Below are 20,778 nucleotides of genomic sequence, written 5' to 3'. Positions count from 1 at the left end.
CGGGACACCGCCTAGCATGTCGAGGTGCTCGTCGGAGAGGTGCTCGGTCTGCTCGGCGTCGGTGTGGTGGCCGGCGTGGTGAGCACGGTCGTGAGCCTCGCCTCGATCGTCTCCTATCCGGCGCTGCTCGCGTTCGGGCTGCCCCCGCTGACCGCGAACGTCACCAACACCGTCGCCCTCGTCTTCACCGGCATCGGCGCCGCGGCCGGCTCGCGGCCCGAGCTGGCCGGAGAGGGCGGCCGGATGCTCCGGCTGGGCCCGGTGGCCGCGGTGGGCGGCGCCACGGGCGCGTTCCTGCTGCTGGTGACCCCGGCCGAGACGTTCGAGCTGATCGCGCCGTGGCTGATCGCGATGGCCTCGCTGCTGCTGGCCCGCCCGCCGTCCGGCCGGGCGAGCGGCGAGCACGGCATGACGGCGCGGGTGGGGTTGTTCGCCGTGACGATCTACGTCGGCTATTTCGGCGCGGCCGGAGGGCTGATGGTGTTCGCCGTGCTGGCGGCCACGTTCGCCCAACCCGCGGCCAAGCTCAACGCGATGAAGAACGTGTTGTCCGGGCTGGCGAACGCGGTGGCGGCGCTCGGGTTCGCGATGTTCGGCCCGGTGGACTGGGGGGCGGCGGTGCCGCTGGCAGCCGGATTCCTGCTGGGTGGGTGGACCGGCCCCAAGATCGCTCGCAGGCTCCCGGGCGCCGGCCTGCGGTACCTGGCGGCGGCCTGCGGGCTGGCCGTGGCGATCAAGCTGGGCTGGGACTCGTACGCGAGCTGACCGGGACGCCCGCCCGCTCCCTCACGAGCGCGGCGAACCTGGCGGTGATCCGGCGCCAGATCGGCGTGGACACCGGCTCGTCCGCCACCGCCTGCTCGTAGATCTCGACGGGGTCGAACCCTTCGGCCCGCCATTCCTGGATGCGCGCGGGCGTCACCTCCGGGTGGAACTGCACGCCCCACGCCCGCTCGCCCACCCGGAACGCCTGGTACGGGCACGCCTGCGTCTCCGCCAGGTGCACGGCCCCGTCGGGCAGCCTGGTGACGGCGTCCTTGTGGTGCTCGATGGCGGGCACCACAGGGGGCAGGCCGTGGAACAGCGGGTCGGCGCCGGCCTCGGGCCGGATCGTGACCGGGACGCTGCCGCTCTCGGGGGCACCGGTGTCGCCGGTCACCTCGCCTCCCGCCACTTCGGCGATGAGCTGGCCGCCCAGGCAGATGCCGAAGAACGGCACGCCGTCCGCCAGCGCCTGGCCCGCCAGCCGCCGGGTGCCGGCCAGCCACGGCGCCCGGTCGTCGTCGCCGGGCAGGTAGCCGCCGCCCAGCACGATCATGGCGTTGTGCTCCAGGCGTGCGGGCAGGGGAGCGCCGTCGTGGGCGTGCACGACGTCGAGCTCCAGCCCGGCGTCCCGCAGCCACTCGCCCACGCGGCCGGGGCCGCCGCTGCGGCTGTTCTGGACGATCAGGACATCACCCATCGTGGGGCCTCCCGGTGTGTGTCGGTGAGCATGTGCGGGTACGCCCGGCGGGGACACCGGGGCGAGAAGACAACGGGGACGTCACGGCAGGTTAGCGGCCCTGGCGGTGTGGCGGAGCAGGAGCGCGGTCGTCACCGGGCCGACGCCGCCGGGCACCGGGGTGAGCGCGCCCGCCACGGCGGCCACCTCGCCGGAGGCGATGTCGCCGGTCAGCCCGCCGTCCTCGGTGGGATTGGTGCCGACGTCGATCACCACCGCGCCGGGCGCGACGTGCGCGGCGCCGATCAGCCCGGCCCGGCCCACCGCGGCGACCAGCACCTCGGCCGTGGAGGTGACGGAGGCCAGGTCGCGGGTGCGCGAGTGGCAGACGGTGACGGTGGCGTTGCGGTCGAGCAGCAGGTGCGCCAGCGGCTTGCCCACCACGGTCGAACGGCCGGCCACCACGGCCCGCCGCCCTTCCAGCTCCACCTCGTAGTGGTCGAGCAGCGCCATCACGGCGGCCGCCGTGGCGGGTGGGAACGCGGGCAGCCCGGCCGCCAGCCTGCCGAGCGAGAGCGGGTTGGCTCCGTCGACGTCCTTGCGCGGGTCGATGGCGCCGGCCAGCTCCTGCGCGGACGCGCCCGCGGGCAGAGGCGTCTGCATCATCACGCCGTGCACGTTCGGGTCGGCGCTGAGGCGGGCCAGCGTCTCGCCGATCCGGTCGGGGGCGGCGCCGGGGCCCAGGTCGACGAGGTCGCAGGCGATGCCCACGCCGGCCGCCGCCTTGGCGATCGAGCGGACGTACCACAGGCTCGCCTCGTCGGCCGTGGCCACCACCACGGCCAGGCGCGGCTGCGGGCCGGCGGCCGCCTCGGCCTGCGTCTGGGCGCGCACGGCCGCGGCCAGTTCCTTGCCGGGCAACGTCTTCACGGGTTGATCTCCTCGCGTACTGAGTCCGTCACCTGGTCGGCTCTGGCGACGGCCGCGTCGACGCCGGACAGGCGGGCCGCCAGCTCGTGGCGTACTCGTTCGTCCACGAGGCCGCCCAGGTTGACCTCGACGTTCACCCTCGCGGTGGTGAGCGCGGCGCGCGCGGCGTCGGCGGCCGCGGCCACGTCGGTGACGAGGCTGCGGTTGGCGATGGGCAGCAGCAGCTCGCACAGCTCGACGACGCGCGTGGCCGTCTCGGCCACGCGCGCGGGCGGCTCGGCGGCCGCGCCCAGCGCCCTCGCGATGGCGGCGCTGCGCTCCTCCCCCTTGGGCAGGCGGTAGGCGTCGGTGACCGCGGTGAAGGCCGCGGCGTCCTCCTCTGCCAGCTTCAGCGCCCGCCCTCGCAGGGTGTCGGTCTCGTCGATCACGCCGGCGACGGTGCCTGCGTGGTCGGCGTACTTCTCTCCGGTGGTGTAGCGGGCCACCATGCCGAGCAGCGCGGCGGCCTGCGCCACGTGCAGGGCCGCGGTCGCGCCGCCGCCTGGCGCGGGTACTCTGCCGGCCAGCTCGGCCAGGAAGTCGACGATCTTTTGGTCGCGCATGGCGGCATTCTGTCAGGCCGTGCCGGGCTCATTCGCGAAACATCGGCCGCGTGGCGTCCTCGGGGCCGCTCTGCGACGGGTACGGCGCCTGCGCGGGCCTGTAGTCGGGCCCGTAGCCGGGCCCGTAGTCGGGGCCGTATTCATAGTGCTGGTCGGGAGGCGGCCGGCGGTCGGCGGCCCGCCACCTCGACGGGAACATGGAGACGACCAGCACCGTCACCCCGAGGAAGAACAGCAGGGACGACTGGGCCAGCGTCTGGAAGCCGATCCCGGCCTCGGGCGGCAGCCACTGGGTCGGCAGGAGCCGCTGGCGGGTGATCAGTTCCATGATGGGCAGCACGCCCAGCGCGGTGATCAGGAGGCCGCCGAGCAGCGACGCCACCGGCGACAGGCGGGAGCCGACCAGGAAGGCGAACGCGATCGCCGCCGCGGCGACGACGGCCAGCCCGAGCCAGGAGGGCTCGAACGTGATCCGCGTTCGCGTGGTGAACTCGCCGACGCCGTACGACAGCCCGGCGACGATCAGGGGCGGCAGGAGCAGCCCGGCGAGCACTCCGAGAGCATGACGGGCACCGTTTGACATGTTAAAACCCCGTTTGTTCGGCTCTGTCCCAAACTACCGCGCGAGATCCGTTCGCGTGAGGCCCCTCCGCCCGTCCCCGGGCATTCCTGCGAACTCGCTGTGAAGCCCGGCGGCGGCCGTTGCCCGCCCCCGCGCGCGCAGGCATCGTGGGCGCATGAGATCCGCGATCCTGAAGACCGCACTCAGCGCCCTGGCCGTCGTCCTCGTGGGCAGTGTGCCCGCGCAGGCCACGGGCAAGCCCAGCACGTTCGCCCTGCCCGACGGGTTCCAGCCCGAGGGCATCGCGATCGGGCCGGGCCCGTACGCCTACTTCGGCTCCCGCGCGACCGGTGACATCTACCGGGCCTCTCTGCGCACCGGGAAGGGGTCCGTCGTCAGCAAGGGGCCGGGCACGCCGTCGCTCGGTCTCGAGACAGACGGGCGGCGGCTGTTCGTGGCGGGTGGGACGGGCGGCGACGCCCGGGTGATCGACCTGCGCACCGGCAAGGTGATCAAGTCGTACAAACTGGCCACCGGCGAGTCGTTCGTCAACGACGTCATCCTCACCCGCGGAGCCGCCTACTTCACCGACTCCACCAACCCGGTGCTCTACAAGCTGAAGCTCGGGCGCGGCGGCGCGCTTCCCGCCAAGGCCGTCACGATCCCGCTGAAGGGCGACATCGAGTACGGCTCCGGCATCAACGCCAACGGCATCGCCCCCAGCCCCGACCGCAGGTCACTGCTCGTCGTCCAGTCGAACACCGGCAAGCTGTTCGAGGCCGACCCGTCATCCGGTGCCACCACCGAGGTCGACCTGGGCGGCGAGGCGCTCACCAACGGCGACGGACTGCTCCTTTCCGGCCGCACCCTGTACGCCGTGCTCAACCGGGACAACACGGTCGCCGCCGTCAGACTGGCCCGCGACGGCTCGTCCGGCAAGATCGTCAAGCGGCTGACCGACCCCCGCTTCGACGTGCCCACGACGGTCGCCGCCTACGGCCACCGGCTCTACCTGCCCAACGCCCGCTTCACCACGACCCCGACCCCGGAGACGCCGTACACGGTGGTGGCCGTCAAACGCTGACAGGGACCGCGGGGGCACGGCGGGTCCGCGTTCCCGCGGCCGTCAGCGCACCTTGCCGTCAGCGGGGCGCAGGGCCGCGAGCTGCTGCTCGAACGGGACGACCTCCTCGGCGTCGTCCCGCCGGGGCGCGCGGTGCTCCAGCAGCCCGGCCAGCTCGCCCGCCGCGCGGGTGACGCGCTCACCGAGGCCGTCGGTGAAGGCGTCGCCACCGCCGCCCCAGTCCTCCGACGCCGCGTAGACCGCCGTCGGCACGACGACCGCGCGCAGGTAGGAGAACAGCGGTCGCAGCGCGTGCTCCAGCGCCAGCGAGTGGCGGGCGGTGCCGCCGGTGGCCGCGACGAGCACGGGCTTGCCCTCCAGCGCGGCGTTGTCGATCACGTCGAAGAAGCTCTTGAACAGGCCGCTGTACGAGCCGCTGAAGATCGGCGTGACCGCGATGAGCCCGTCGGCCCGCGTCACCTCCTCGATCGCCGTGCGCAACCGGGCGTTGGGGAAGCCGGCCACGAAAGCGCCGGCGATGTCCACGGCCAGCTCGCGCAGCTCGACCACGCGTACGTCCACCGCCTCCCCCCGCTCCTCCAGCCGCCGGCGCACCGCCTCGGCGAGGCGGTCGGCGAGCAGGCGCGTGGAGGAGGGCTGCGTCAGGCCGGCGGTGACGATGGCGAGCTTCATGTGCGTCGGTCCTTCCATGTCCTGCGGATCTGGGCGGGTCAGGCGGTGACGGACGCGGCGGAGTTCGCCGCCGCGACGAGGGAGGCGTGGGTCGGGGCGCCGGGCACCTCGGCGGGGCGGCCCTCGGCGAACTCCTCGCGCAGCACCGGCACGACCTCCTCGCCCAGGAGGTCGAGCTGCTCCAGCACCGTCTTCAGCGGCAGGCCCGCGTGGTCCATGAGGAACAGCTGCCGCTGGTAGTCGCCGAAGTGCTCCCTGAACCGCAGCGTCCTGTCGATGACCTGCTGCGGGCTGCCCACCGTCAGCGGCGTCTCCGCCGTGAACTCCTCCAGCGACGGCCCGTGGCCGTAGACGGGCGCGTTGTCGAAGTACGGGCGGAACTCGCGCACCGCGTCCTGGGAGTTCCTGCGCATGAACACCTGGCCGCCCAGGCCGACGATGGCCTGCTCGGGCGTGCCGTGACCATAGTGCGCGTAGCGCTCACGGTAGAGGTTGATCAGGCGCATGAAGTGCTCCTTCGGCCAGAAGATGTTGTTGGCGAAGAAGCCGTCGCCGTAGTAGGCGGCCTGCTCGGCGATCTCGGGGCTGCGGATGGAGCCGTGCCACACGAACGGCGGCACCCCGTCGAGCGGGCGCGGCGTCGAGGTGAAACCCTGCAGCGGCGTGCGGAAGCGGCCCTCCCAGTCGACGACGTCCTCGCGCCACAGCCGGTGCAGCAGCGCGTAGTTCTCGATGGCCAGCGGGATGCCCTGGCGGATGTCCTGGCCGAACCACGGGTAGACCGGCCCGGTGTTGCCCCGGCCCATCATGAGGTCCACCCGGCCGTCCGCCAGGTGCTGCAACATGGCGAAGTCCTCGGCGATCTTCACCGGGTCGTTGGTGGTGATCAGCGTGGTGGCGGTGGACAGCGTCAGCCGTTCGGTCCTGGCCGCGACGTAGCCGAGCATGGTGGTCGGCGAGGACGGCACGAACGGCGGGTTGTGGTGCTCGCCGGTCGCGAACACGTCGAGGCCGACCTCCTCGGCCTTGAGGGCGATCGTCACCATCGCCTTGATGCGCTCGTGCTCGGACGGCGTCCGGCCCGTGGTGGGGTCGGTCGTCACGTCGCCCACGCTGAAGATCCCGAACTGCACGTTAGTCACCGTCCATGACCGTTGAAAATTTGACAAGAAAGGTAGCGCCGAAGCCCGTCCCGATATTCCACCATCAGCCATCGCCCGTGGACACGGGTGGGCGCGGGTCAGAGTGCGTTGATGCCGTCGGGCCCGAGCACCCGCCGGGGCGCGCCGCGCTCCGCGACCGTGATCATCGCCCGGCCGATGCGCTCGGGCGTGGTCGCCGTCGCGGGGAAGATCCTCCGCAGGACGGGGTAGAGCGGCCGGACGACGATGTAGGCCAGCCGGTGGAACCCGGCCGGCGACGTGACGCCGTCCGACGGACGGACGTGCCCCGGCCGGAACACGTAGGACCGCAACGGCAGCGCGAGCAGCGCGTTCTCGGCCGCTCCATTCCCCCCGGCCCCCGCCGACACGTACACGAAGACCGACCCGGGGTTGACCCGCGCCAGCGTCTCGCCCACGGAGAGCGCCACGTCGACGTGCCGGGACCCCTCGACGCAGAGGAAAGCCGCGTCATGGCCGCGCAGCCCGGCCTCGATCGTGGCCAGGTCGAGCAGGTCGGCGTGCACGATCTCGCGCAGCTTGGCATGCCCGGCCCCCGACGGGACGGGGCCGACGGCGAGCACCGCCGTCACCCGGTCGTCACGCAGGCACTCCCTGAGCACCCCGCGTCCGACCGTCCCGGTCGCCCCGAAAAGGATCACCTTCACGCGCTCGCCCCGATTCCCACGTGATGCCCGTCAGAGGGCCGTCACAGAGAGGATAGGCCGCCCGGCTGATCCACGCCGGAGGCGGCAGGACGCCCCTCGTGCAGGCAGGTCACCGCTCCAGGGCGGGCCGAATCTCGGTGAACAGCCGCAGCGTGGCCGGCCGCAGCCGGTGCCAGGCCGAGGGCGGCCAGCGCAGGGCGAGCGGCAGCCGCGTCACGAGCATGATCTTCAGGTACGGGCGTCCGGAGCGGCCCCCGGGCACCTCCACGCACCGGCCCGACACGGGGGCGAAGGCGAGCCGCCGCCCCAGCCGCAGGGAGCCCTGCCCGGCGACCTCGCGCGGGGACCCGCCCGCGCCCAATTCCACCGCCTCCCACGTCAGCTCGCCCGGCGACGGGGCCGGGGACGGCAGCGGGAAGCTCAGCGCGAACCCCGCCAGCGACGCGGCCGGGCGCAGGTAGAACGAGCCGCGGAAGGACGGCAGCGCGTACACGGGCCGCGCGCCGGCCGTGACCAGCCCCTCGCTGGCCTCGACGGCGATCCGCCAGGCCGCGTGGCCGGCGTGGCCGGTGTGGGAGGCGTCCGGGGTGGATGGCAAGGGCTTCACCTCGCGAGCGGGACGGGAGCGGCGGCGCTCGGCCGGGCCTTCTACACCAACAAGACGAACGACCCCGCGACGCTGTGACACGCCCGAGCTCAGCGGGCGGTGCGCCAGCTCTGCTCCTCGACCAGTTCCACGCTGCGCCAGCCGCCGGGCGTACGGCACATGAGGTGGTGGTACCAGCCGCCGCCGTGCAGGAAACCCTCGGCGTCCGCCGCCACCAGGTCTTTCGTGGGGGCGAGGGTGTCGGTGAAGGGCGCGCTCACCCGCGCTTCGCCGCCGCGTACGTCGATGCTCGGCGCCCCGATCAGGTGCAGCCTGCCCGGCCAGTGCTCGAGCACCCCCGCCAGCCAGGCCCTGACCTCGTCGCGGGCGCCCCTGATGCCGCCCGCCGAGGTGTAGTCGATCACGGCGTCGGCGGTGAACACCTCGTCGAGCAGGTGCCACCGCCCGGAGTCGAGCGCGTGGGCGTAGCGGGCCAGCAGGCCGGTGATCTCGAGGCGGTCGGCGATCTCCTGCGTGTCCATGAGATGATCGTCGCGCCGGACGGGCCGCATGGCCAGCGCCATGCGCAAAACCCCAGGCCGCAGACCTGGGGCTCATGAGGTGGTGGACGATACTGGGATTGAACCAGTGACCTCTTCCGTGTCAGGGAAGCGCTCTCCCGCTGAGCTAATCGTCCTTGCACTGCGAGGTGGCGACGGGATTTGAACCCGTGTCTACGGCTTTGCAGGCCGCTGCCTCGCCTCTCGGCCACGCCACCGAGCCGGAAGCTCCGAGCGGAAGACGGGATTCGAACCCGCGACCCTCACCTTGGCAAGGTGATGCTCTACCACTGAGCCACTTCCGCGTGCGCCCCGCTCGCGCCGGGCGACGAGAGAACTCTAGCGAATTCCGGCCGAGTCCCCAAACTGGATAAGCGCGCGCAGGTCAGGTGTGGCCGCCGTTGACGGTGAGGCGCTGACCGGTGACGAACGCGGCGTCGTCGGAGGCGAGGTAGGACACCGCCGCCGCCACGTCGCCGGGCGTGCCCATCCGGCCAAGCGGCACCTCGGCGAGATAGCCGCTCTCGTCGAGGCCCGAGTGCCGCTCGACCGGGATCCAGCCGGGGGCGACGATGTTGACCGTGACGCCGTACGGGCCGAGCTCGCGCGCCCACGAGAGGGTCATCGCGTGTTGCGCGCTCTTGGCGGCGATGTAGGCCGACATGCCGGCCAGCTTGCGGTCGACGATGTCGGAGCCGATCTGGATGACGCGCCCGCCGCCGCGCGCCTTCATCCCGGGGAGCACCGCCTGCACGAGCAGCGTGGGGCTCTTGACGAAGAACGTCAGCTGGTCGAGGTGGGCCTGCCAGGTGAGGTCCTCGACGGCGACGGAGGGCTGCGGGCCGGTCGCGTTGGCCACCAGCACGTCCACCGGGCCCAGCCGTTCGGCGACGGCGGCCACCAGGCCGGTGACGCCGGCCTCTTCGGTGACGTCGGCGGCGAACGCCTCCGCGGTGCCGCCCGCCTCCCGGACGGCGGAGACGACCTGCCGGGCGCCGTCGGCGTTGGCGTGGTAGTTGACGGCGACGGCCAGGCCGTCGGCGGCGAGCCTGCGCGCGATGACGGCTCCGAGGCCGCGGGACGCGCCGGTGACGAGGGCGACTGAGGTCATGGCCGGACTTTAGCGGCCGGGCCTCCTGCGGCCGACGCCTGCCCCGCGTACCCGCGGGGTGACCTCCGTGTTAGGTCCCCGTAAGGCCCGTGTTCGGTAACGGAGCGCGTGTCCCCCGGGGCGCGGGGGTAAGGCGCACTCGTGGGTGAACACGATGTCATCGATCTCCTGATGGCCCAGCACGGCCGCATCAGGGACCTGTTCGACGAGGTGGAGAAGGCGCCTCCGGACAAGGCCGAGGAGGCGTTCGACCGGCTGACGCGGATGTTGTGCGTGCACGAGACGGCCGAGGAGGAGATCGTGCACCCGTACGCGCGCAGGAAGCTCGACAACGGCCACGGCGTGGTGGCCGACCGGCTGCGGGAGGAGAACCGCGCCAAGCGGCTCCTCGTGGAGCTGCACAAGGACGGCGTGGACCACCCGAAGTTCTGGGACCGGCTGGGCGAGCTGCGCACGGCCGTGACGGCGCACGCGCGCAGCGAGGAGCGCTACGAGTTCGTCAAGCTGCGGGCGCACACCTCCGTGGTCGAGCGGCGGGCCATGGCGGCGGCGGTGAGGGCGGCGGAGGCCCTGGCGCCCGTGCGCCCGCACCCCGGCACGGAGTCCGCCGCCAGGAACATGCTGATGGGGGCGCCCCTGGCGTTGATGGACCGGGCCAGGGACATGATCGGCAAGGCCCTCGGCAGGCGTTGACGGTCACCTTTCGACGCCGGGCGAAATGTCGCCGTACTAGCGTGGCAGGCGTGGAGCACATCGCACGTGACGCCGACGTCGCGCCCGTCGCCTCGCTCATCGCGGATCCGACGCGGGCCGCCATGCTGACGGCGCTGCTGGGCGGGCGGGCGCTGGCGGCGGGGGAGCTGGCCAGGGTCTCAGGGGTGAGCGCCGCCACCGCGAGCGCCCATCTGGCCAGGCTGCTCGACGGCCGCCTCGTGGACGTCGTGCGCCAGGGCCGCCACCGCTACTACCGGCTGGCCGGTCACGAGGTGGCCGAGGTCCTGGAGGCGTTGGCCAGGATCAGCGGGCGCCCGCCCGTGCGCTCGCTGCGCCAGTCGCGGCAGGCCCGCCTGCTGGAGGAGGCCCGCACGTGCTACGACCACCTGGCGGGACGGGCGGGCGTGGCCCTGCTCGACCGGCTCAAGGAGGGCGGCTACTACGCCGCGCACGACCTCACGGACGCGGGGGAGCGGCTGCTGTCGGGCCTCGGGGTGGACGTGGCCGGCGCGCGCGGCTCCAGGAGGCGCTTCGCCCCCGAATGCCTGGACTGGACCGAGCGCAGGGCCCATCTCGGCGGCGCGCTCGGCGCGGCGATCACGGGAGTGCTGCTGGAGCGCGGCTGGCTGCGCCGGGGCGCGGTGCCGAGGTCCGTCGTCCTCACCGACGAGGGCGGGCGGGGGCTGTCGGCGTTGTTCGCCGGTAAGGAGCTAACATCGGGTACGCCGGTTACCTAGCAGCGAGAGAGACACCATGCGCGACAACGGAGTCGTGAACGTCGGCCCGGAGCCCCTCACTTTCCACGACGTCATCCAGGTGGCCCGCCACGGCGCCCCGGTGCGGCTCACCGACGACGCGGTCGCCGCCATGGCCGCCGCCCGCCAGCGGGTCGACGAGCTGGCCGAGAGCCCGACGCCCGCGTACGGCATCTCGACGGGGTTCGGCGCGCTGGCCACGCGGCACATCGACCCGGAGCTGCGCGCCCAGCTCCAGCGCTCCCTGGTGCGCTCGCACGCGGCCGGCAGCGGGCCCGAGGTCGAGACCGAGGTCGTACGCGCCCTCATGCTGCTGCGCCTGCACACGCTGGCCACCGGCCACACCGGCATCAGGCCGGTCACGGCGAAGACCCTGGCCGCGCTCCTCAGCGCGGGCATCACACCGGTCGTGCACGAATACGGCAGCCTCGGCTGCTCCGGCGACCTGGCGCCGCTGGCGCACGTCGCGCTCACGCTGATGGGCGAGGGTGTCGTACGCGACGCCTCAGGGGCGGTGCGGCCGGCCGCCGAGGCGCTCAAGCAGGCCGGGATCGAGCCCGTCGAACTGGCCGCCAAGGAGGGCCTGGCGCTCATCAACGGCACCGACGGCATGCTGGGCATGCTGATCCTCGCCATCGACGACCTCACCAGGCTGGTCAGGACCGCCGACGTGAGCGCCGCTATGAGCGTGGAGGCGCTGCTCGGCACCGACAGGGTGTTCGCGCCCGAGCTGCAGGCGCTGCGGCCGCACCCCGGCCAGGCCCGGTCCGCCGCCAACATGACGAGAATTCTGCGTGACTCCGGCATCATGGCCAGCCATCGCGACCCGGACGCCTGCACCCGCGTCCAGGACGCCTACTCCCTGCGCTGCGCGCCCCAGGTCGCCGGCGCCGCCCGCGACACCATCGCGCACGCCGCCACCGTGGCCGGATGGGAGCTGGCCAGCGCCGTCGACAACCCCGCCGTACTGGCCGACGGCCGCGTCGAGTCCAACGGCAACTTCCACGGCGCCCCGATCGCGTACGTGCTGGACTTCCTGGCCGTCGTGGCCGCCGACCTGGCATCGATGTCCGAACGGCGTACCGACCGGTTCCTCGACGTGGCCCGCAACCACGGGCTGCCCGCGTTCCTGGCCCACGATCCCGGCGTCGACTCCGGCCACATGATCGCCCAGTACACCCAGGCGGCCATCGTCTCCGAGCTCAAGCGCCTGGCCGTGCCGGCCAGCGTCGACTCCATCCCCAGCTCGGCCATGCAGGAGGACCACGTCTCCATGGGCTGGTCGGCCGCACGCAAGCTGCGCAGGTCCGTGGACGGGCTGACGCGGGTGCTGGCCGTCGAGGTGCTCACCGCCGCCCGCGCGCTCGACCTGCGCGCCCCGCTGGAGCCGGCGCCCGCGACGGCGGCCGTGGTCGGCGCGCTGCGCGAGACCGTCCCCGCCCCCGGGCCCGACCGGTTCCTGGCGCCGGAGATCGACTCCGCGGTGCGCCTGGTCGCCGACGGCGGCGTCGTGGCGGCGGCCGAGTCGGTGACGGGCCCCCTCGCCTAGCCGGCCCGGCGGGGCGGCAGCGCCACGATCACGTCCACCTCCAGCAGCAGCCCCGGCATGAACAACCGCGACACCTCGACCGTCGTGCTGGCCGGGGGAGTGCCGGTGATGTACTTCCTGCGCACCTCCCCGTACTCGCGCCGGTCCTCCATGTCCGTCAGGTACGTCCTGATGAACGCGACGTCGTCGAACGTCGCGCCCTGATCGGCGAGGATGCGGGCCATCACCTGGAACACGTGCTCGGCCTGGGCCGCCATGGAGCCCTCGCCGACGATGTTCCCCTGCTCGTCGAACGCCGCCTGGCCGGAGATGTAGAGCGTGTCGCCGGCGCGGACGGCGTGTGAGTACATGCCGTTCGTGGCCGGGACGGTCGGCAGGTTGAGCGGCACGGCCCGCCGCGCGCGCTCGCCGGATCCGGCGCCCGCCACGTGATCCACGACGGCGGTCAGGTCACGCTCGCCGAGCCCGGCGGCCCGGGCCTCCTGCAGCCGCGCCCTGGCCGCCGCGCTCATCGAGGCGCCCTCCCACGCGGCCAGCTCCAGGTCCTTGGCCGCGTGGGCCAGGGAGTAGCGGGTCTGCTCCGACGGAGTCCTCAGCCGCTCGGCCGGCACGCCCAGCGGGGTGTCCGCCAGCACGCCGACGAGCGCGTCGCGGTCCACGCCGTGCGCCTCGCCGTACGCGAAGGTCTCCGCCAGCAGCACCTGGGCGGGCACGAGCGCGCTCATGACGGCGATCTTCATGGCCGCGCCCGCGCCCAGCGGCCCGAGCTCTTTCACCGCCCCGAACACCGACAGCACCTCGCGGCACCCCGACACGTCGCCGCCGGCCAGCACCGTGAGGGTCCCCGACGCCGCGGGGCCCACGCTGCCGAGCACGGGGGCGTCCACCAGCCCGACCCCGGCCGGCAGCAGCGCGCGCAACCCGCGCACCGCCTCGGGGCCGATCGTGGACATCTCCACCACGGTCGTGCCGGCGCGCAGCCCCGGCAGCGCCGCCGTCATCACCTCGCGCACCGCGGCCGGGTCGCTCAGCATCGTGATGACGAGATCGGCGCCGTCCACGGCTGCGGCGGCCGTGACACCGCTGCCGCGCCGCCACGTCCGCACGTCGTGCCCGGCCTCCACGAGGCGCCTGGCCATCGGTGTTCCCATGCGTCCCTGTCCCAGAAAAGCAATCATGCGCCCAGTGAACCCCGTACGCGAGGCATTCCACCACCGACTAGATTGCATACCAGCCATGCCTGACACGAATGCCTTTGACGCCGCCACGCTGCGCCTCTTCGACGAGGTCGCGAGGAGCGGCTCGTTCACCGCCGCCGCCGAGCTGTTCGGCTACACCCAGTCCGCGGTCTCCCGCCGCGTCGCCGCGCTGGAGCGCGCCGCGGGAGGGCCGCTCTTCGAGCGCCTGGCCAGGGGCGTGCGCCTGACCCCCGCAGGCGTGGCGCTGCACCGCCACGCCGTCGCCGTGCTCGACCGGCTCCAGCGGGCGGGCGAGGACCTGGCCGCCATCCACGAGGGGCGGGGCGGCATCCTGCGGGTGGGCGCGTTCGCCACGGCCAACGTCGCCCTCGTGCCCGGCACGCTCAGGCGCTTCGCCGGGCGGCATCCGGACGTCGAGCTGCGGGTGATCGAAGGGCTCAGTGCGCGGCTGGCCGACGGGCTGCACGCCGGGGCGCTCGACGTGGCCGTGATCAGCGACTACCCGTCCGGACTGCCCGACGGCGTCGCGAGGACCCTGCCGCTGGTGGACGACCGGCTGCTCGTCGCGCTGCCCGCAGACCACCGGCTGGCCGCCGAGCACGACGTCGACCTGCGCGACCTGGCGGGGGAGAGCTGGATCGAGGCGGCTCCGCGCGGGCAGCCCACCCCGCTGGCGACCGCCTGCGCGGCGGCCGGGTTCACGCCGCGCACCGGGCTGCGGGTGGCCGAGTGGTCGGGCAAGTTCGGGTTCGTCGCCGCCGGACTGGGTGTGACGCTGGTGCCCGAGCTGGCGGCCGGCGCCGTGCCGCGCGGCCTGGTGCTGCGGCCGCTGCGCGGCACGGCGCCCGCCCGCAAGGTCTGCGCGGCCCTGCCGGTCACCCCGCTGCCCGCCGCGCTGGAGCTGGCCGGAATGCTGCGAGAATGGCAGATGTGCACGACGGATACGCCCACTTAGGCGGCGTGCTCGCGACCGGGTTGCGCGACGTCACCACAGACCTCGCCGCTCTCGACGGCCGGGGCTGGTGGGCCGTCGTCGTCGACTACGAGGGCAAGGTGACGTGCGCCCGGTTCGACCGGGTGCGCCGAGCGCCCCTGCCCGCGCCCGCCCGCCCCTGGCACGGGCCGCGACCAGGTGAATGGCGCAGCTCGCTCGACCGCGCCGCCTACGAGAGCGGCGTGCGGGCGATCCGCGCCCTCATCGAGCAGGGCGAGGTCTACCAGGCCAACCTCTGCCGGATCCTGTCGGCGCCCGCCCCGCCCGCCGCCGACCCGCTCGCGCTGGCCGCCCGCCTGGCGTCCGGCAACCCCGCACCGTACGCCGCGGTGATCCGCGTGCCGGGGCTGGGCGTGGTGTCGGCCTCGCCCGAGCTCTACCTGTCCCGCGACGGCGACGTCGTCGAGTCCCGGCCCATCAAGGGCACCGGCGTCACCGCCGGCGACCTGCTGGAGAAGGACTACGCCGAGAACGTCATGATCGTCGACCTCGTCCGCAACGACCTCGGAAGGGTCGCCGCCGTCGGATCCGTCGAGGTCCCCGCGTTGTGCGCGGTCGAGGAGCACCCCGGTCTCGTCCACCTCGTCTCCACCGTCCGGGCCCGCCTGGCGCCGGGCACCGGCTGGCCCGAGCTGTTCGCCGCGACCTTCCCGCCGGGCTCCGTCACGGGCGCGCCGAAGTCGTCGGCGGTCCGCATCATCAATGAGCTCGAACCAGCCCCCCGCGGGCCGTACTGTGGGGCCGTGGGCTGGGTCGACGCCGACCGGCGCACGGCGGCGCTGGCCGTGGGCATCAGGACGTTCTGGCTCTCGGGCGGCGAGATCCGGTTCGGCACGGGCGCGGGCATCACCTGGGGCAGCGACCCCGGGCGCGAATGGCTCGAGACCGAGCTCAAAGCAGCCAGGCTCATCGCCCTGGCATCCACAGGAGGAGACTGAAGTGAACATTCCTGTCTGGGTCAACGGGGAGCTGATCGACCCCGCTCAGGCCACCGTGTCGGTGTTCGACCACGGGCTGATGGTGGGCGACGGCGTCTTCGAGACCATCAAGATCGTCAAGGGTGAGTCGTTCGCCCTCACCCGGCACCTCGACCGGCTCACGCTCTCGGCCCAGCGCATGGACCTGCCCAAGCCCGACGTCGAGGCCATCGCCGACGGCATCGGCAAGCTCCTGGCCGTCGCGCCCGCCTGGCCGCTCGGCCGCATCCGCGTCACCTACACCAGCGGCCCGGGCCCGCTCGGCTCCGACCGCGGCGACCAGGGCACCACGTCCGTCGTCATCGTCGACGGGCAGAAGCCGTTCCCCGCCACCGCCGACGTCGCCGTCGTCCCCTGGCCGCGCAACGAGCGAGGCGCCCTGGCCGGCGTCAAGAGCACCTCCTACGGCGACAACGCCAAGGCCCTGCTGCACGCCAAGAAGCGCGGCGGCGGCGAGGCCGTCTTCGGGAACCTCGCGGGCGACCTGTGCGAGGGCACCGGCTCCAACATCTTCGTCGTACGCGACGGCCGCCTGCTCACCCCCACCCTGGAGTCCGGCTGCCTGGCGGGCGTCACCAGGGCGCTGGTGCTCGAATGGTGCGGCGCGGAAGAGACCGACGTCCCGCTGGGGGCCCTCTACGAAGCCGAGGAGGCCTTCCTCACCTCCACCACCCGCGACGTCCAGCCGATCAGGCGCGTCGACGACACCGAACTGCCGGTCGCGCCCGGTCCCATCACCGCCAAGGCCATGCGGGTCTTCGCCGAGCGCTCTGCCGCCGACCTCGACCCATGAGCTAGGGTCATGCCTCACAACTGATCGTGTGAGGCATGACGTGGCAGTCGATCCGCAGCGCCCGGGAGAGCCGAGGGAGGCCGATCCCGGCGCCGGCGCACGCGCCGGCTCGGACATGCGGGCGGCGGCGGACGGACGGCGGGGCGGGATGTCCCGCCGGGCGCTGCTGCTCGGGGCGGGCACGGCAGCGGGTGCGGTGGCCGTCACGGGAGGCGCGGTGTGGTGGCGTTCTGCCCAGGGCCCGGCGTCCCGTGGGCAGGCCGCCGGCCCCGACGCGAGCGGCCGTGGCACGCCGTCCACCACCCCCGCGGGCTCGGCGGCGCTCGACGGGCAGGACGTCGTGGCCGCGGTGCGGAGCGCCATCAGGGGGACGCCGATGGCGGACCTCACCTTCGACGGCGGCCTGACGCAGAGCGAGTTCGCCGCGAAGGCGCACGGCCGGATCCGCTTCCATCCCGAGGTGAGCTCCAGCCGGGAGAACTGCGCGTACGCCATGACCGTCATCCCGGCGGGCGAGCCCCCGCTGGATGTGACCATGACGCCGTCCGGCGACAAACGCAGGGGCCGGCGTGAGCGGGCCGGCCAGGAGCACCTCGACATGGTCGTCACCATGTCGGGAATCGGGGTCGTCCTCGACCTGGTGGGCGGCACGGAACGGGTGAACGTGGCCGGCACGCTCCACTCCGGCGACCTGCCGGCGGAGAAGGCGCCCGGCGTGGTCCAGGAGCAGCTCGCGGGCATGGCCGGCTGGAAGAAGAGCGAACTGAAGGGCACCAGGATCGCCTGGAAGCTGGAGCTGGACCGGCACCACCGCCCCCGGCGCTTCGTGCTCTCCTGGGTGATGCGGCTGTCCGACGCCGAGCTCGCCTCCACCTACTCGACGACGTACGAGAACTGGCGGCAAGGGGAGATCACCGCGCCCGGCTGACGACAGGCGCATGCCATGGGATCGCCTCCGGCCCGTCCTGCGGCGATGATGAAGGGCATGGAGACAGCCCCGGTGCCGCCGATCTCCACCATGGGTGCCATCGTCGCGGTGGAGCACGTGCTCGCCCGAACCACCGCCCTAGCCGTCCTGCTGCCGATGATCCAGGCCTTCGACACCGGCTGCCTGCTGAACATCGACGTCGTGGCCCGCAACGCCGCCGCGCCGCGCGGCCTGGCGCTGCAGCTCGACTCCGCGTTCTCCGGCGAGGAGAGCACGTCGCTGCACATCACGCTGCGCTACCCGGACGGCGTCGAGGTTGCCTCCGACACCGACCACCACTGCGCGCCGCCGAGCCTGTCCTGGTTTCCCGGCGGCGTGCGCGGCGACGCGGCGTACACCCTCTACCAGACGCCCCTGTGGCTGCATCCGCTGCCACCGCCGGAGGACTTCGTCCTCACCATGGAGTGGCCGTGGGCCGGTATCGGCCTGGAGACCGTGCGGCTCGACGGCGCCGCCATCGCGGGCGCGGCGGCGCGGTCGAAGCACTGCTGGCCGTCCTGGGGCACCACCGAGGTTCAGTAGGACTTCTGCGTCTGTACGTTGAAGTCGTCCATCTTGACCTCCTTGGCCGGGTCCGTGAGCGGATGGTCGATCCGCAGGACGTCCAGGCCCTGGCGCATGTCGCTGCTGTAGATGTAGCCGTTGTAGTAGTACGCCGACCACGAACCCACGATGCCGCCGACCTCATCGGGTCCCCGCTCGAAGAAACCGATCTCCTTGGGGTTGGTGGAGTCGGTGAAGTCCCAGACCGACACCCCGCCCTGGTACCACGACTGGACCATGACGTCCTTGCCCGGGACCGGGATCAGGGACCCGTTGTGGGCGACGCAGTTCTCGTCCGGCTGCTGCTCCCTCGGGATCTTGAAGTAGCTGCGCCGCTCCAGCTGGCCGTTCACCAGGTCGTAGACGGCGTCCGCGCCCTTCGTGGGAGGAGTGTTCCTGTCGCAGGTGGCCATCGCGCCGCCGCCCAGCTCGTCACCGAAAACGATCTTGGAGCCGTCGTTGTTGAACGTCGCCGAGTGCCAGATCTCGAAGTTCTCGGGGTCGTCGAGCCGCTGGGCGACCTTCGGCTCGACCGGGTTGGTGATGTCGAGGATCACGCCGTCGCCGAAACAGGCGGCCGCGGCCACGTTCTTCTCCGGGTAGGCGGTGATGTCGTGGCAGCCGGAGCCGCCCTCACTGCTGGAACGCTCGGGGAACAGGTCAGGCTTCGCCGCGATCCTCGCCGACTCCGGAGCCTGGAGCGGGACCTCCACGATCTGGATGAGCTCGTGCGGCGGCTGGCAGGTCTCCGAGTCGGGCTCCGGGCCCGGCGACGAGACGTACACGTACAGGGTCTCCCCGGCGGGGACCATCGTGTGCGTGTGGGAGCCGCAGTCGGTCTGGACCGCGCCGACGTACCTGGGGCTCTTCTTGTCGCTGATGTCGAAGATGCGCAGCCCTTCCCAGCTGCGGCGGTCATCGCGCGAGTCGCACTCCGGGCCGCTGCGCGGCTCGTCGATCGACAGGATGAGCAGGTCTCCGTAGACGGTGACGTCGTTCTGCTGCGCCGGGCAGGTCACCTGGCTGACGATCTGCGGCTTCGTCGGGTCGCTGATGTCGTAGATCGCGAACCCGCCGAAGTTGCCCACGTACGCGAAGTCGCCCTGGAAGGCGAGGTCCGTGTTCAGGTCGTCAGGACCGTTCAACGGGGCGGCTCTCGGGATATTGGCGACGTGTTCGATGTTGTCACTCTTCATCACGCCGTCGGCGGCCGTCTTTGCCGGAGCGCTGGTCTCCTGCGACGACCCGGCGGGCGTTTCGGGCCTGCCTCCCAGCGGGACTCCGGCGCACGCGGAGACCAGCAGCAGGACCGTACACAACAACGCTCCGCGCAGCTTGGCAGAGATCAACGCGCATTCCCCTTCGTGATGTGGCTCAGTATGGAAGCTATGTCAGCAGGTTCGTCGCCGCGCACGGTCTTCATCACGCTTCTGACCATATTGGGCCTTAGCGCCTGTTCGCAGCCGCCTGCTCAACCCTCTGCCGTGGGTACGGAGGCGCCGGTCATCGTGCCAGGCAGCCCCGGAGGCTCTGGACGCACGGCCACCCCCGGGGAACGGATCGGGCAGACGCCCGCCCCGACCGTGGCCTCCGACGTGCGTTTCGCCGAGGCCATGATTCCGCATCACCGCCAGGCCCTGCAGATGACCGCTCTGGTGAACGACCGCACGACCACGCCGACCATCCGCTCGATCGCCGGCGCGATCGACGCCGCCCAGCGCCCGGAGATCAACGGCATGACCAGCTGGCTCGCCGAACTGGGCCGCTCCGCGCCGTCGGGACACGACCACGGAGAGGCCGAGGGGTACGGGATGGCGACCGAGCAGCAGCTGAACGCGCTGGGCGCGGCCAAGGGGACCGCCTTCGACCGCATGTTCCTCGAACTGATGATCAGGCATCACGAAGGGGCGGTGAAGATGGCGGGAGAACAACTCGCGACCGGCCGGGACCGGCGCATGCGGCTGCTCGCCAAGGATGTGTACTCGGGTCAGAGCATCGAGATCGGCCGCATGAGGCGGGTGCTGGAGTCGCTCCCCGCCTAGCCTCGTGTCAGAAGACGCTCCGGTTCGCAGGTCGCGGTTCGTGAGGGGCGCTCGGGGGGCTTCCGGTCACGAGGGCCAGAGCATGTTGGTCAGTTCGCTGTCCAGGTCCATGAAGTCGGTCTCGCGGCCGGCGGGCACCTTCTCGTACGTGCGGTGGAGGAACTCGGTGAGCGGGGCAAGCGGCACCTCGAAGAGTGCCTGCCCGAACGGTGACGTCAGGCTGATGTGCAGCGTGCGCTCGCCGTCGGCGCGCGCGGGCCACACCTGCACGTCGCCGTCGCCGACGCGGCGCACGATGCCCACGGTCAGCAACTCGCGAGCAAAGATCCACTCGACCGGCTCGTCGTTCCCTACGTGGAAGGCCATGCGGATGGCGTATGGGTCGTCGGCTGTGTAACTCAACCCGGCGAGCAGGGGGACGGTTGTACGGTCGGGGACCACAAGCCGAAGGCCAAGCTCGGCGGAGACGGTGGTGCTGTTCATCGTCAGCCAAACCTTTTCGTCGTAGGTCCCCTCTACGGGGCTTTCACTGCTCTGACGGACTTCGTCCTGAGCTATGACGCAGGGAACGAAGAAACCCGTAGGAAAGATTCCGCTCCTAGGGCCTTCTGTAACGCACATCACAGCTGGACATTTAGGCATCTACCAGGCTAAACGGCATCAATCGGGTCGTATTTGCAAGGGTTTTGCGTACGGTGGACCGTGATCCGCAGGCGTCGGTCATGAACGTTTCTTGCGAAATGATCGCGACCGGCGTCTTCCCGAACACGACTGATGGTATGCCACCGACCCGCCATGCCGACGGGCAACCGCCGCGTTTCACCCGAATCCCTACCGCTGCGCCGAAC

25 protein-coding genes and 3 tRNA genes are annotated in these 20,778 nt (G+C 72.4%); 11 read left to right on the top strand and 17 right to left on the bottom strand.

What is annotated here, in order from left to right:
- Positions 1-24 precede the first annotated feature (24 nt).
- Positions 25-765: a sulfite exporter TauE/SafE family protein gene (locus GUY59_RS32225; protein WP_252375162.1), complete on the top strand. Its 741-nt coding sequence runs from the start codon at positions 25-27 to the stop codon at positions 763-765.
- On the opposite strand, the gene GUY59_RS32220 is transcribed toward GUY59_RS32225, so the two are convergent.
- The 4 genes from GUY59_RS32220 to GUY59_RS32205 form a co-directional block, all read right to left on the bottom strand.
- Positions 734-1,462 carry a type 1 glutamine amidotransferase gene (locus tag GUY59_RS32220; RefSeq protein WP_138206313.1) on the bottom strand — a complete coding sequence of 243 codons (729 nt, stop codon included), beginning with the start codon at positions 1,460-1,462 and terminating at the stop codon, positions 734-736. The two genes, GUY59_RS32225 and GUY59_RS32220, sit on opposite strands and share 32 nt — an antisense overlap.
- Positions 1,463-1,543: 81 nt before the next feature.
- Positions 1,544-2,371: a bifunctional 5,10-methylenetetrahydrofolate dehydrogenase/5,10-methenyltetrahydrofolate cyclohydrolase gene (locus GUY59_RS32215; protein ID WP_132336604.1), complete on the bottom strand. Its 828-nt coding sequence runs from the start codon at positions 2,369-2,371 to the stop codon at positions 1,544-1,546.
- Entirely contained in the window at positions 2,368-2,973 is a 606-nt protein-coding gene (locus GUY59_RS32210; RefSeq protein ID WP_138206311.1) for a cyclodeaminase/cyclohydrolase family protein, read from the bottom strand. The genes GUY59_RS32215 and GUY59_RS32210 overlap by 4 nt, the downstream gene beginning before the upstream one ends.
- 28 nt (positions 2,974-3,001) lie before the next feature.
- The gene (locus GUY59_RS32205) at positions 3,002-3,556 is read right to left on the bottom strand and encodes a hypothetical protein (RefSeq protein ID WP_138206309.1); all 555 of its coding nucleotides are present in this window, start codon (positions 3,554-3,556) and stop codon (positions 3,002-3,004) included.
- A gap of 154 nt (positions 3,557-3,710) precedes the next feature.
- On the opposite strand from GUY59_RS32205, the gene GUY59_RS32200 reads away from it, so the two are divergent.
- Positions 3,711-4,619 carry a superoxide dismutase gene (locus GUY59_RS32200; protein WP_138206307.1) on the top strand — a complete coding sequence of 303 codons (909 nt, stop codon included), beginning with the start codon at positions 3,711-3,713 and terminating at the stop codon, positions 4,617-4,619.
- A gap of 42 nt (positions 4,620-4,661) precedes the next feature.
- Here the strand turns inward: GUY59_RS32200 and GUY59_RS32195 are convergent, their stop codons facing one another.
- The 9 genes from GUY59_RS32195 to GUY59_RS32155 form a co-directional block, all read right to left on the bottom strand.
- Complete coding sequence (locus GUY59_RS32195; protein WP_201761595.1) at positions 4,662-5,291, bottom strand: FMN reductase; 630 nt, start codon at positions 5,289-5,291, stop codon at positions 4,662-4,664.
- A 38-nt stretch (positions 5,292-5,329) separates the two neighbouring features.
- Positions 5,330-6,424, bottom strand: a complete 1,095-nt coding sequence (locus GUY59_RS32190; RefSeq protein WP_138206303.1) for an LLM class flavin-dependent oxidoreductase — start codon at positions 6,422-6,424, stop codon at positions 5,330-5,332.
- Positions 6,425-6,531: 107 nt separating this feature from the next.
- Entirely contained in the window at positions 6,532-7,119 is a 588-nt protein-coding gene (locus GUY59_RS32185; RefSeq protein WP_138206301.1) for an epimerase, read from the bottom strand.
- Positions 7,120-7,228: 109 nt separating this feature from the next.
- Entirely contained in the window at positions 7,229-7,717 is a 489-nt protein-coding gene (locus GUY59_RS32180) for a hypothetical protein (RefSeq protein ID WP_138206299.1), read from the bottom strand.
- Positions 7,718-7,815: 98 nt separating this feature from the next.
- Positions 7,816-8,289 carry a nuclear transport factor 2 family protein gene (locus GUY59_RS32175; protein WP_138206297.1) on the bottom strand — a complete coding sequence of 158 codons (474 nt, stop codon included), beginning with the start codon at positions 8,287-8,289 and terminating at the stop codon, positions 7,816-7,818.
- A 38-nt stretch (positions 8,290-8,327) separates the two neighbouring features.
- Positions 8,328-8,402 (bottom strand) — tRNA-Val (locus GUY59_RS32170).
- Between the two features lie 10 nt (positions 8,403-8,412).
- Positions 8,413-8,483, bottom strand: a tRNA-Cys gene (locus tag GUY59_RS32165).
- A 15-nt stretch (positions 8,484-8,498) separates the two neighbouring features.
- A tRNA-Gly gene (locus tag GUY59_RS32160) sits at positions 8,499-8,570 on the bottom strand.
- 80 nt (positions 8,571-8,650) lie between these two features.
- The gene (locus tag GUY59_RS32155; RefSeq protein WP_138206295.1) at positions 8,651-9,376 is read right to left on the bottom strand and encodes an SDR family NAD(P)-dependent oxidoreductase; all 726 of its coding nucleotides are present in this window, start codon (positions 9,374-9,376) and stop codon (positions 8,651-8,653) included.
- Between the two features lie 141 nt (positions 9,377-9,517).
- Here GUY59_RS32155 and GUY59_RS32150 point away from each other — a divergent pair, with 141 nt between their 5' ends.
- The 3 genes from GUY59_RS32150 to hutH are packed head-to-tail and all read left to right on the top strand — an operon-like array spanning position 9,518 to position 12,394.
- A complete protein-coding gene (locus tag GUY59_RS32150; protein WP_252375161.1) occupies positions 9,518-10,069 on the top strand; it encodes a hemerythrin domain-containing protein in 552 nt (183 codons plus the stop codon).
- A gap of 50 nt (positions 10,070-10,119) precedes the next feature.
- Positions 10,120-10,827, top strand: a complete 708-nt coding sequence (locus GUY59_RS32145) for an ArsR/SmtB family transcription factor (protein WP_161714805.1) — start codon at positions 10,120-10,122, stop codon at positions 10,825-10,827.
- Positions 10,828-10,843: 16 nt separating this feature from the next.
- Positions 10,844-12,394, top strand: a complete 1,551-nt coding sequence (gene hutH / locus GUY59_RS32140; protein ID WP_138208678.1) for a histidine ammonia-lyase — start codon at positions 10,844-10,846, stop codon at positions 12,392-12,394.
- Here the strand turns inward: hutH and GUY59_RS32135 are convergent.
- The gene (locus GUY59_RS32135) at positions 12,391-13,572 is read right to left on the bottom strand and encodes a Rid family hydrolase (RefSeq protein ID WP_138208679.1); all 1,182 of its coding nucleotides are present in this window, start codon (positions 13,570-13,572) and stop codon (positions 12,391-12,393) included. The genes hutH and GUY59_RS32135 overlap by 4 nt on opposite strands.
- A gap of 58 nt (positions 13,573-13,630) precedes the next feature.
- Between GUY59_RS32135 and GUY59_RS32130 the strand changes: the two genes are divergently transcribed.
- Genes GUY59_RS32130 through GUY59_RS32110 form a run of 5 tightly spaced genes read left to right on the top strand, consistent with a single transcriptional unit; the run spans position 13,631 to position 17,867 of the window.
- A complete protein-coding gene (locus GUY59_RS32130; protein WP_171055653.1) occupies positions 13,631-14,548 on the top strand; it encodes a LysR family transcriptional regulator in 918 nt (305 codons plus the stop codon).
- Complete coding sequence (locus tag GUY59_RS32125; RefSeq protein WP_161714804.1) at positions 14,515-15,525, top strand: chorismate-binding protein; 1,011 nt, start codon at positions 14,515-14,517, stop codon at positions 15,523-15,525. The genes GUY59_RS32130 and GUY59_RS32125 overlap by 34 nt, the downstream gene beginning before the upstream one ends.
- 1 nt (position 15,526) lies before the next feature.
- On the top strand, positions 15,527-16,357 hold the full coding sequence (locus GUY59_RS32120; protein ID WP_212746363.1) for an aminotransferase class IV: 831 nt from the start codon (positions 15,527-15,529) through the stop codon (positions 16,355-16,357).
- 40 nt (positions 16,358-16,397) lie between these two features.
- Positions 16,398-17,285 (top strand): hypothetical protein, encoded by an 888-nt coding sequence (locus tag GUY59_RS32115; protein ID WP_138208573.1) that lies wholly within the window; start codon positions 16,398-16,400, stop codon positions 17,283-17,285.
- 57 nt (positions 17,286-17,342) lie between these two features.
- Entirely contained in the window at positions 17,343-17,867 is a 525-nt protein-coding gene (locus GUY59_RS32110) for a hypothetical protein (RefSeq protein ID WP_138208572.1), read from the top strand.
- On the opposite strand, the gene GUY59_RS32105 is transcribed toward GUY59_RS32110, so the two are convergent.
- Positions 17,861-19,237 carry an LVIVD repeat-containing protein gene (locus GUY59_RS32105; RefSeq protein ID WP_171055635.1) on the bottom strand — a complete coding sequence of 459 codons (1,377 nt, stop codon included), beginning with the start codon at positions 19,235-19,237 and terminating at the stop codon, positions 17,861-17,863. The genes GUY59_RS32110 and GUY59_RS32105 overlap by 7 nt on opposite strands.
- Before the next feature lie 135 nt (positions 19,238-19,372).
- Here GUY59_RS32105 and GUY59_RS32100 point away from each other — a divergent pair, with 135 nt between their 5' ends.
- On the top strand, positions 19,373-19,930 hold the full coding sequence (locus GUY59_RS32100) for a DUF305 domain-containing protein (RefSeq protein WP_252375266.1): 558 nt from the start codon (positions 19,373-19,375) through the stop codon (positions 19,928-19,930).
- A gap of 66 nt (positions 19,931-19,996) precedes the next feature.
- Here the strand turns inward: GUY59_RS32100 and GUY59_RS32095 are convergent, their stop codons facing one another.
- Together GUY59_RS32095 and GUY59_RS49180 are read right to left on the bottom strand one after the other, a co-directional pair.
- Positions 19,997-20,413, bottom strand: coding sequence for an SsgA family sporulation/cell division regulator (locus GUY59_RS32095; protein ID WP_132341648.1), 417 nt, complete (start codon positions 20,411-20,413; stop codon positions 19,997-19,999).
- A gap of 151 nt (positions 20,414-20,564) precedes the next feature.
- Positions 20,565-20,778: hypothetical protein (locus GUY59_RS49180; protein ID WP_236667714.1), on the bottom strand; the 214-nt coding region annotated here is incomplete at its 5' end.

The sequence above is a fragment of the Nonomuraea sp. K271 genome, assembly GCF_009908215.1.
GTDB classification, from domain to species: domain Bacteria; phylum Actinomycetota; class Actinomycetes; order Streptosporangiales; family Streptosporangiaceae; genus Nonomuraea; species Nonomuraea longispora.
The sequence above is the reverse complement of the archived record's forward strand: the minus strand, read 5'-3'. Positions and strand labels throughout refer to the sequence as shown.

Excerpts from the sequence above, each read along its gene's own strand:
- GUY59_RS32220 (WP_138206313.1), bottom strand. The coding sequence starts at position 1,462 with ATGGGTGATGTCCTGATCGTCCAGAACAGCCGCAGCGGCGGCCCCGGC.
- GUY59_RS32210 (WP_138206311.1), bottom strand. The coding sequence starts at position 2,973 with ATGCGCGACCAAAAGATCGTCGACTTCCTGGCCGAGCTGGCCGGCAGA.
- GUY59_RS32205 (WP_138206309.1), bottom strand. The coding sequence starts at position 3,556 with ATGTCAAACGGTGCCCGTCATGCTCTCGGAGTGCTCGCCGGGCTGCTC.
- GUY59_RS32200 (WP_138206307.1), top strand. The coding sequence starts at position 3,711 with ATGAGATCCGCGATCCTGAAGACCGCACTCAGCGCCCTGGCCGTCGTC.
- GUY59_RS32195 (WP_201761595.1), bottom strand. The coding sequence starts at position 5,291 with ATGAAGCTCGCCATCGTCACCGCCGGCCTGACGCAGCCCTCCTCCACG.
- GUY59_RS32175 (WP_138206297.1), bottom strand. The coding sequence starts at position 8,289 with ATGGCGCTGGCCATGCGGCCCGTCCGGCGCGACGATCATCTCATGGAC.
- GUY59_RS32155 (WP_138206295.1), bottom strand. The coding sequence starts at position 9,376 with ATGACCTCAGTCGCCCTCGTCACCGGCGCGTCCCGCGGCCTCGGAGCC.
- hutH (WP_138208678.1), top strand. The coding sequence starts at position 10,844 with ATGCGCGACAACGGAGTCGTGAACGTCGGCCCGGAGCCCCTCACTTTC.
- GUY59_RS32135 (WP_138208679.1), bottom strand. The coding sequence starts at position 13,572 with ATGATTGCTTTTCTGGGACAGGGACGCATGGGAACACCGATGGCCAGG.
- GUY59_RS32130 (WP_171055653.1), top strand. The coding sequence starts at position 13,631 with ATGCCTGACACGAATGCCTTTGACGCCGCCACGCTGCGCCTCTTCGAC.
- GUY59_RS32125 (WP_161714804.1), top strand. The coding sequence starts at position 14,515 with ATGGCAGATGTGCACGACGGATACGCCCACTTAGGCGGCGTGCTCGCG.
- GUY59_RS32110 (WP_138208572.1), top strand. The coding sequence starts at position 17,343 with ATGGAGACAGCCCCGGTGCCGCCGATCTCCACCATGGGTGCCATCGTC.
- GUY59_RS32095 (WP_132341648.1), bottom strand. The coding sequence starts at position 20,413 with ATGAACAGCACCACCGTCTCCGCCGAGCTTGGCCTTCGGCTTGTGGTC.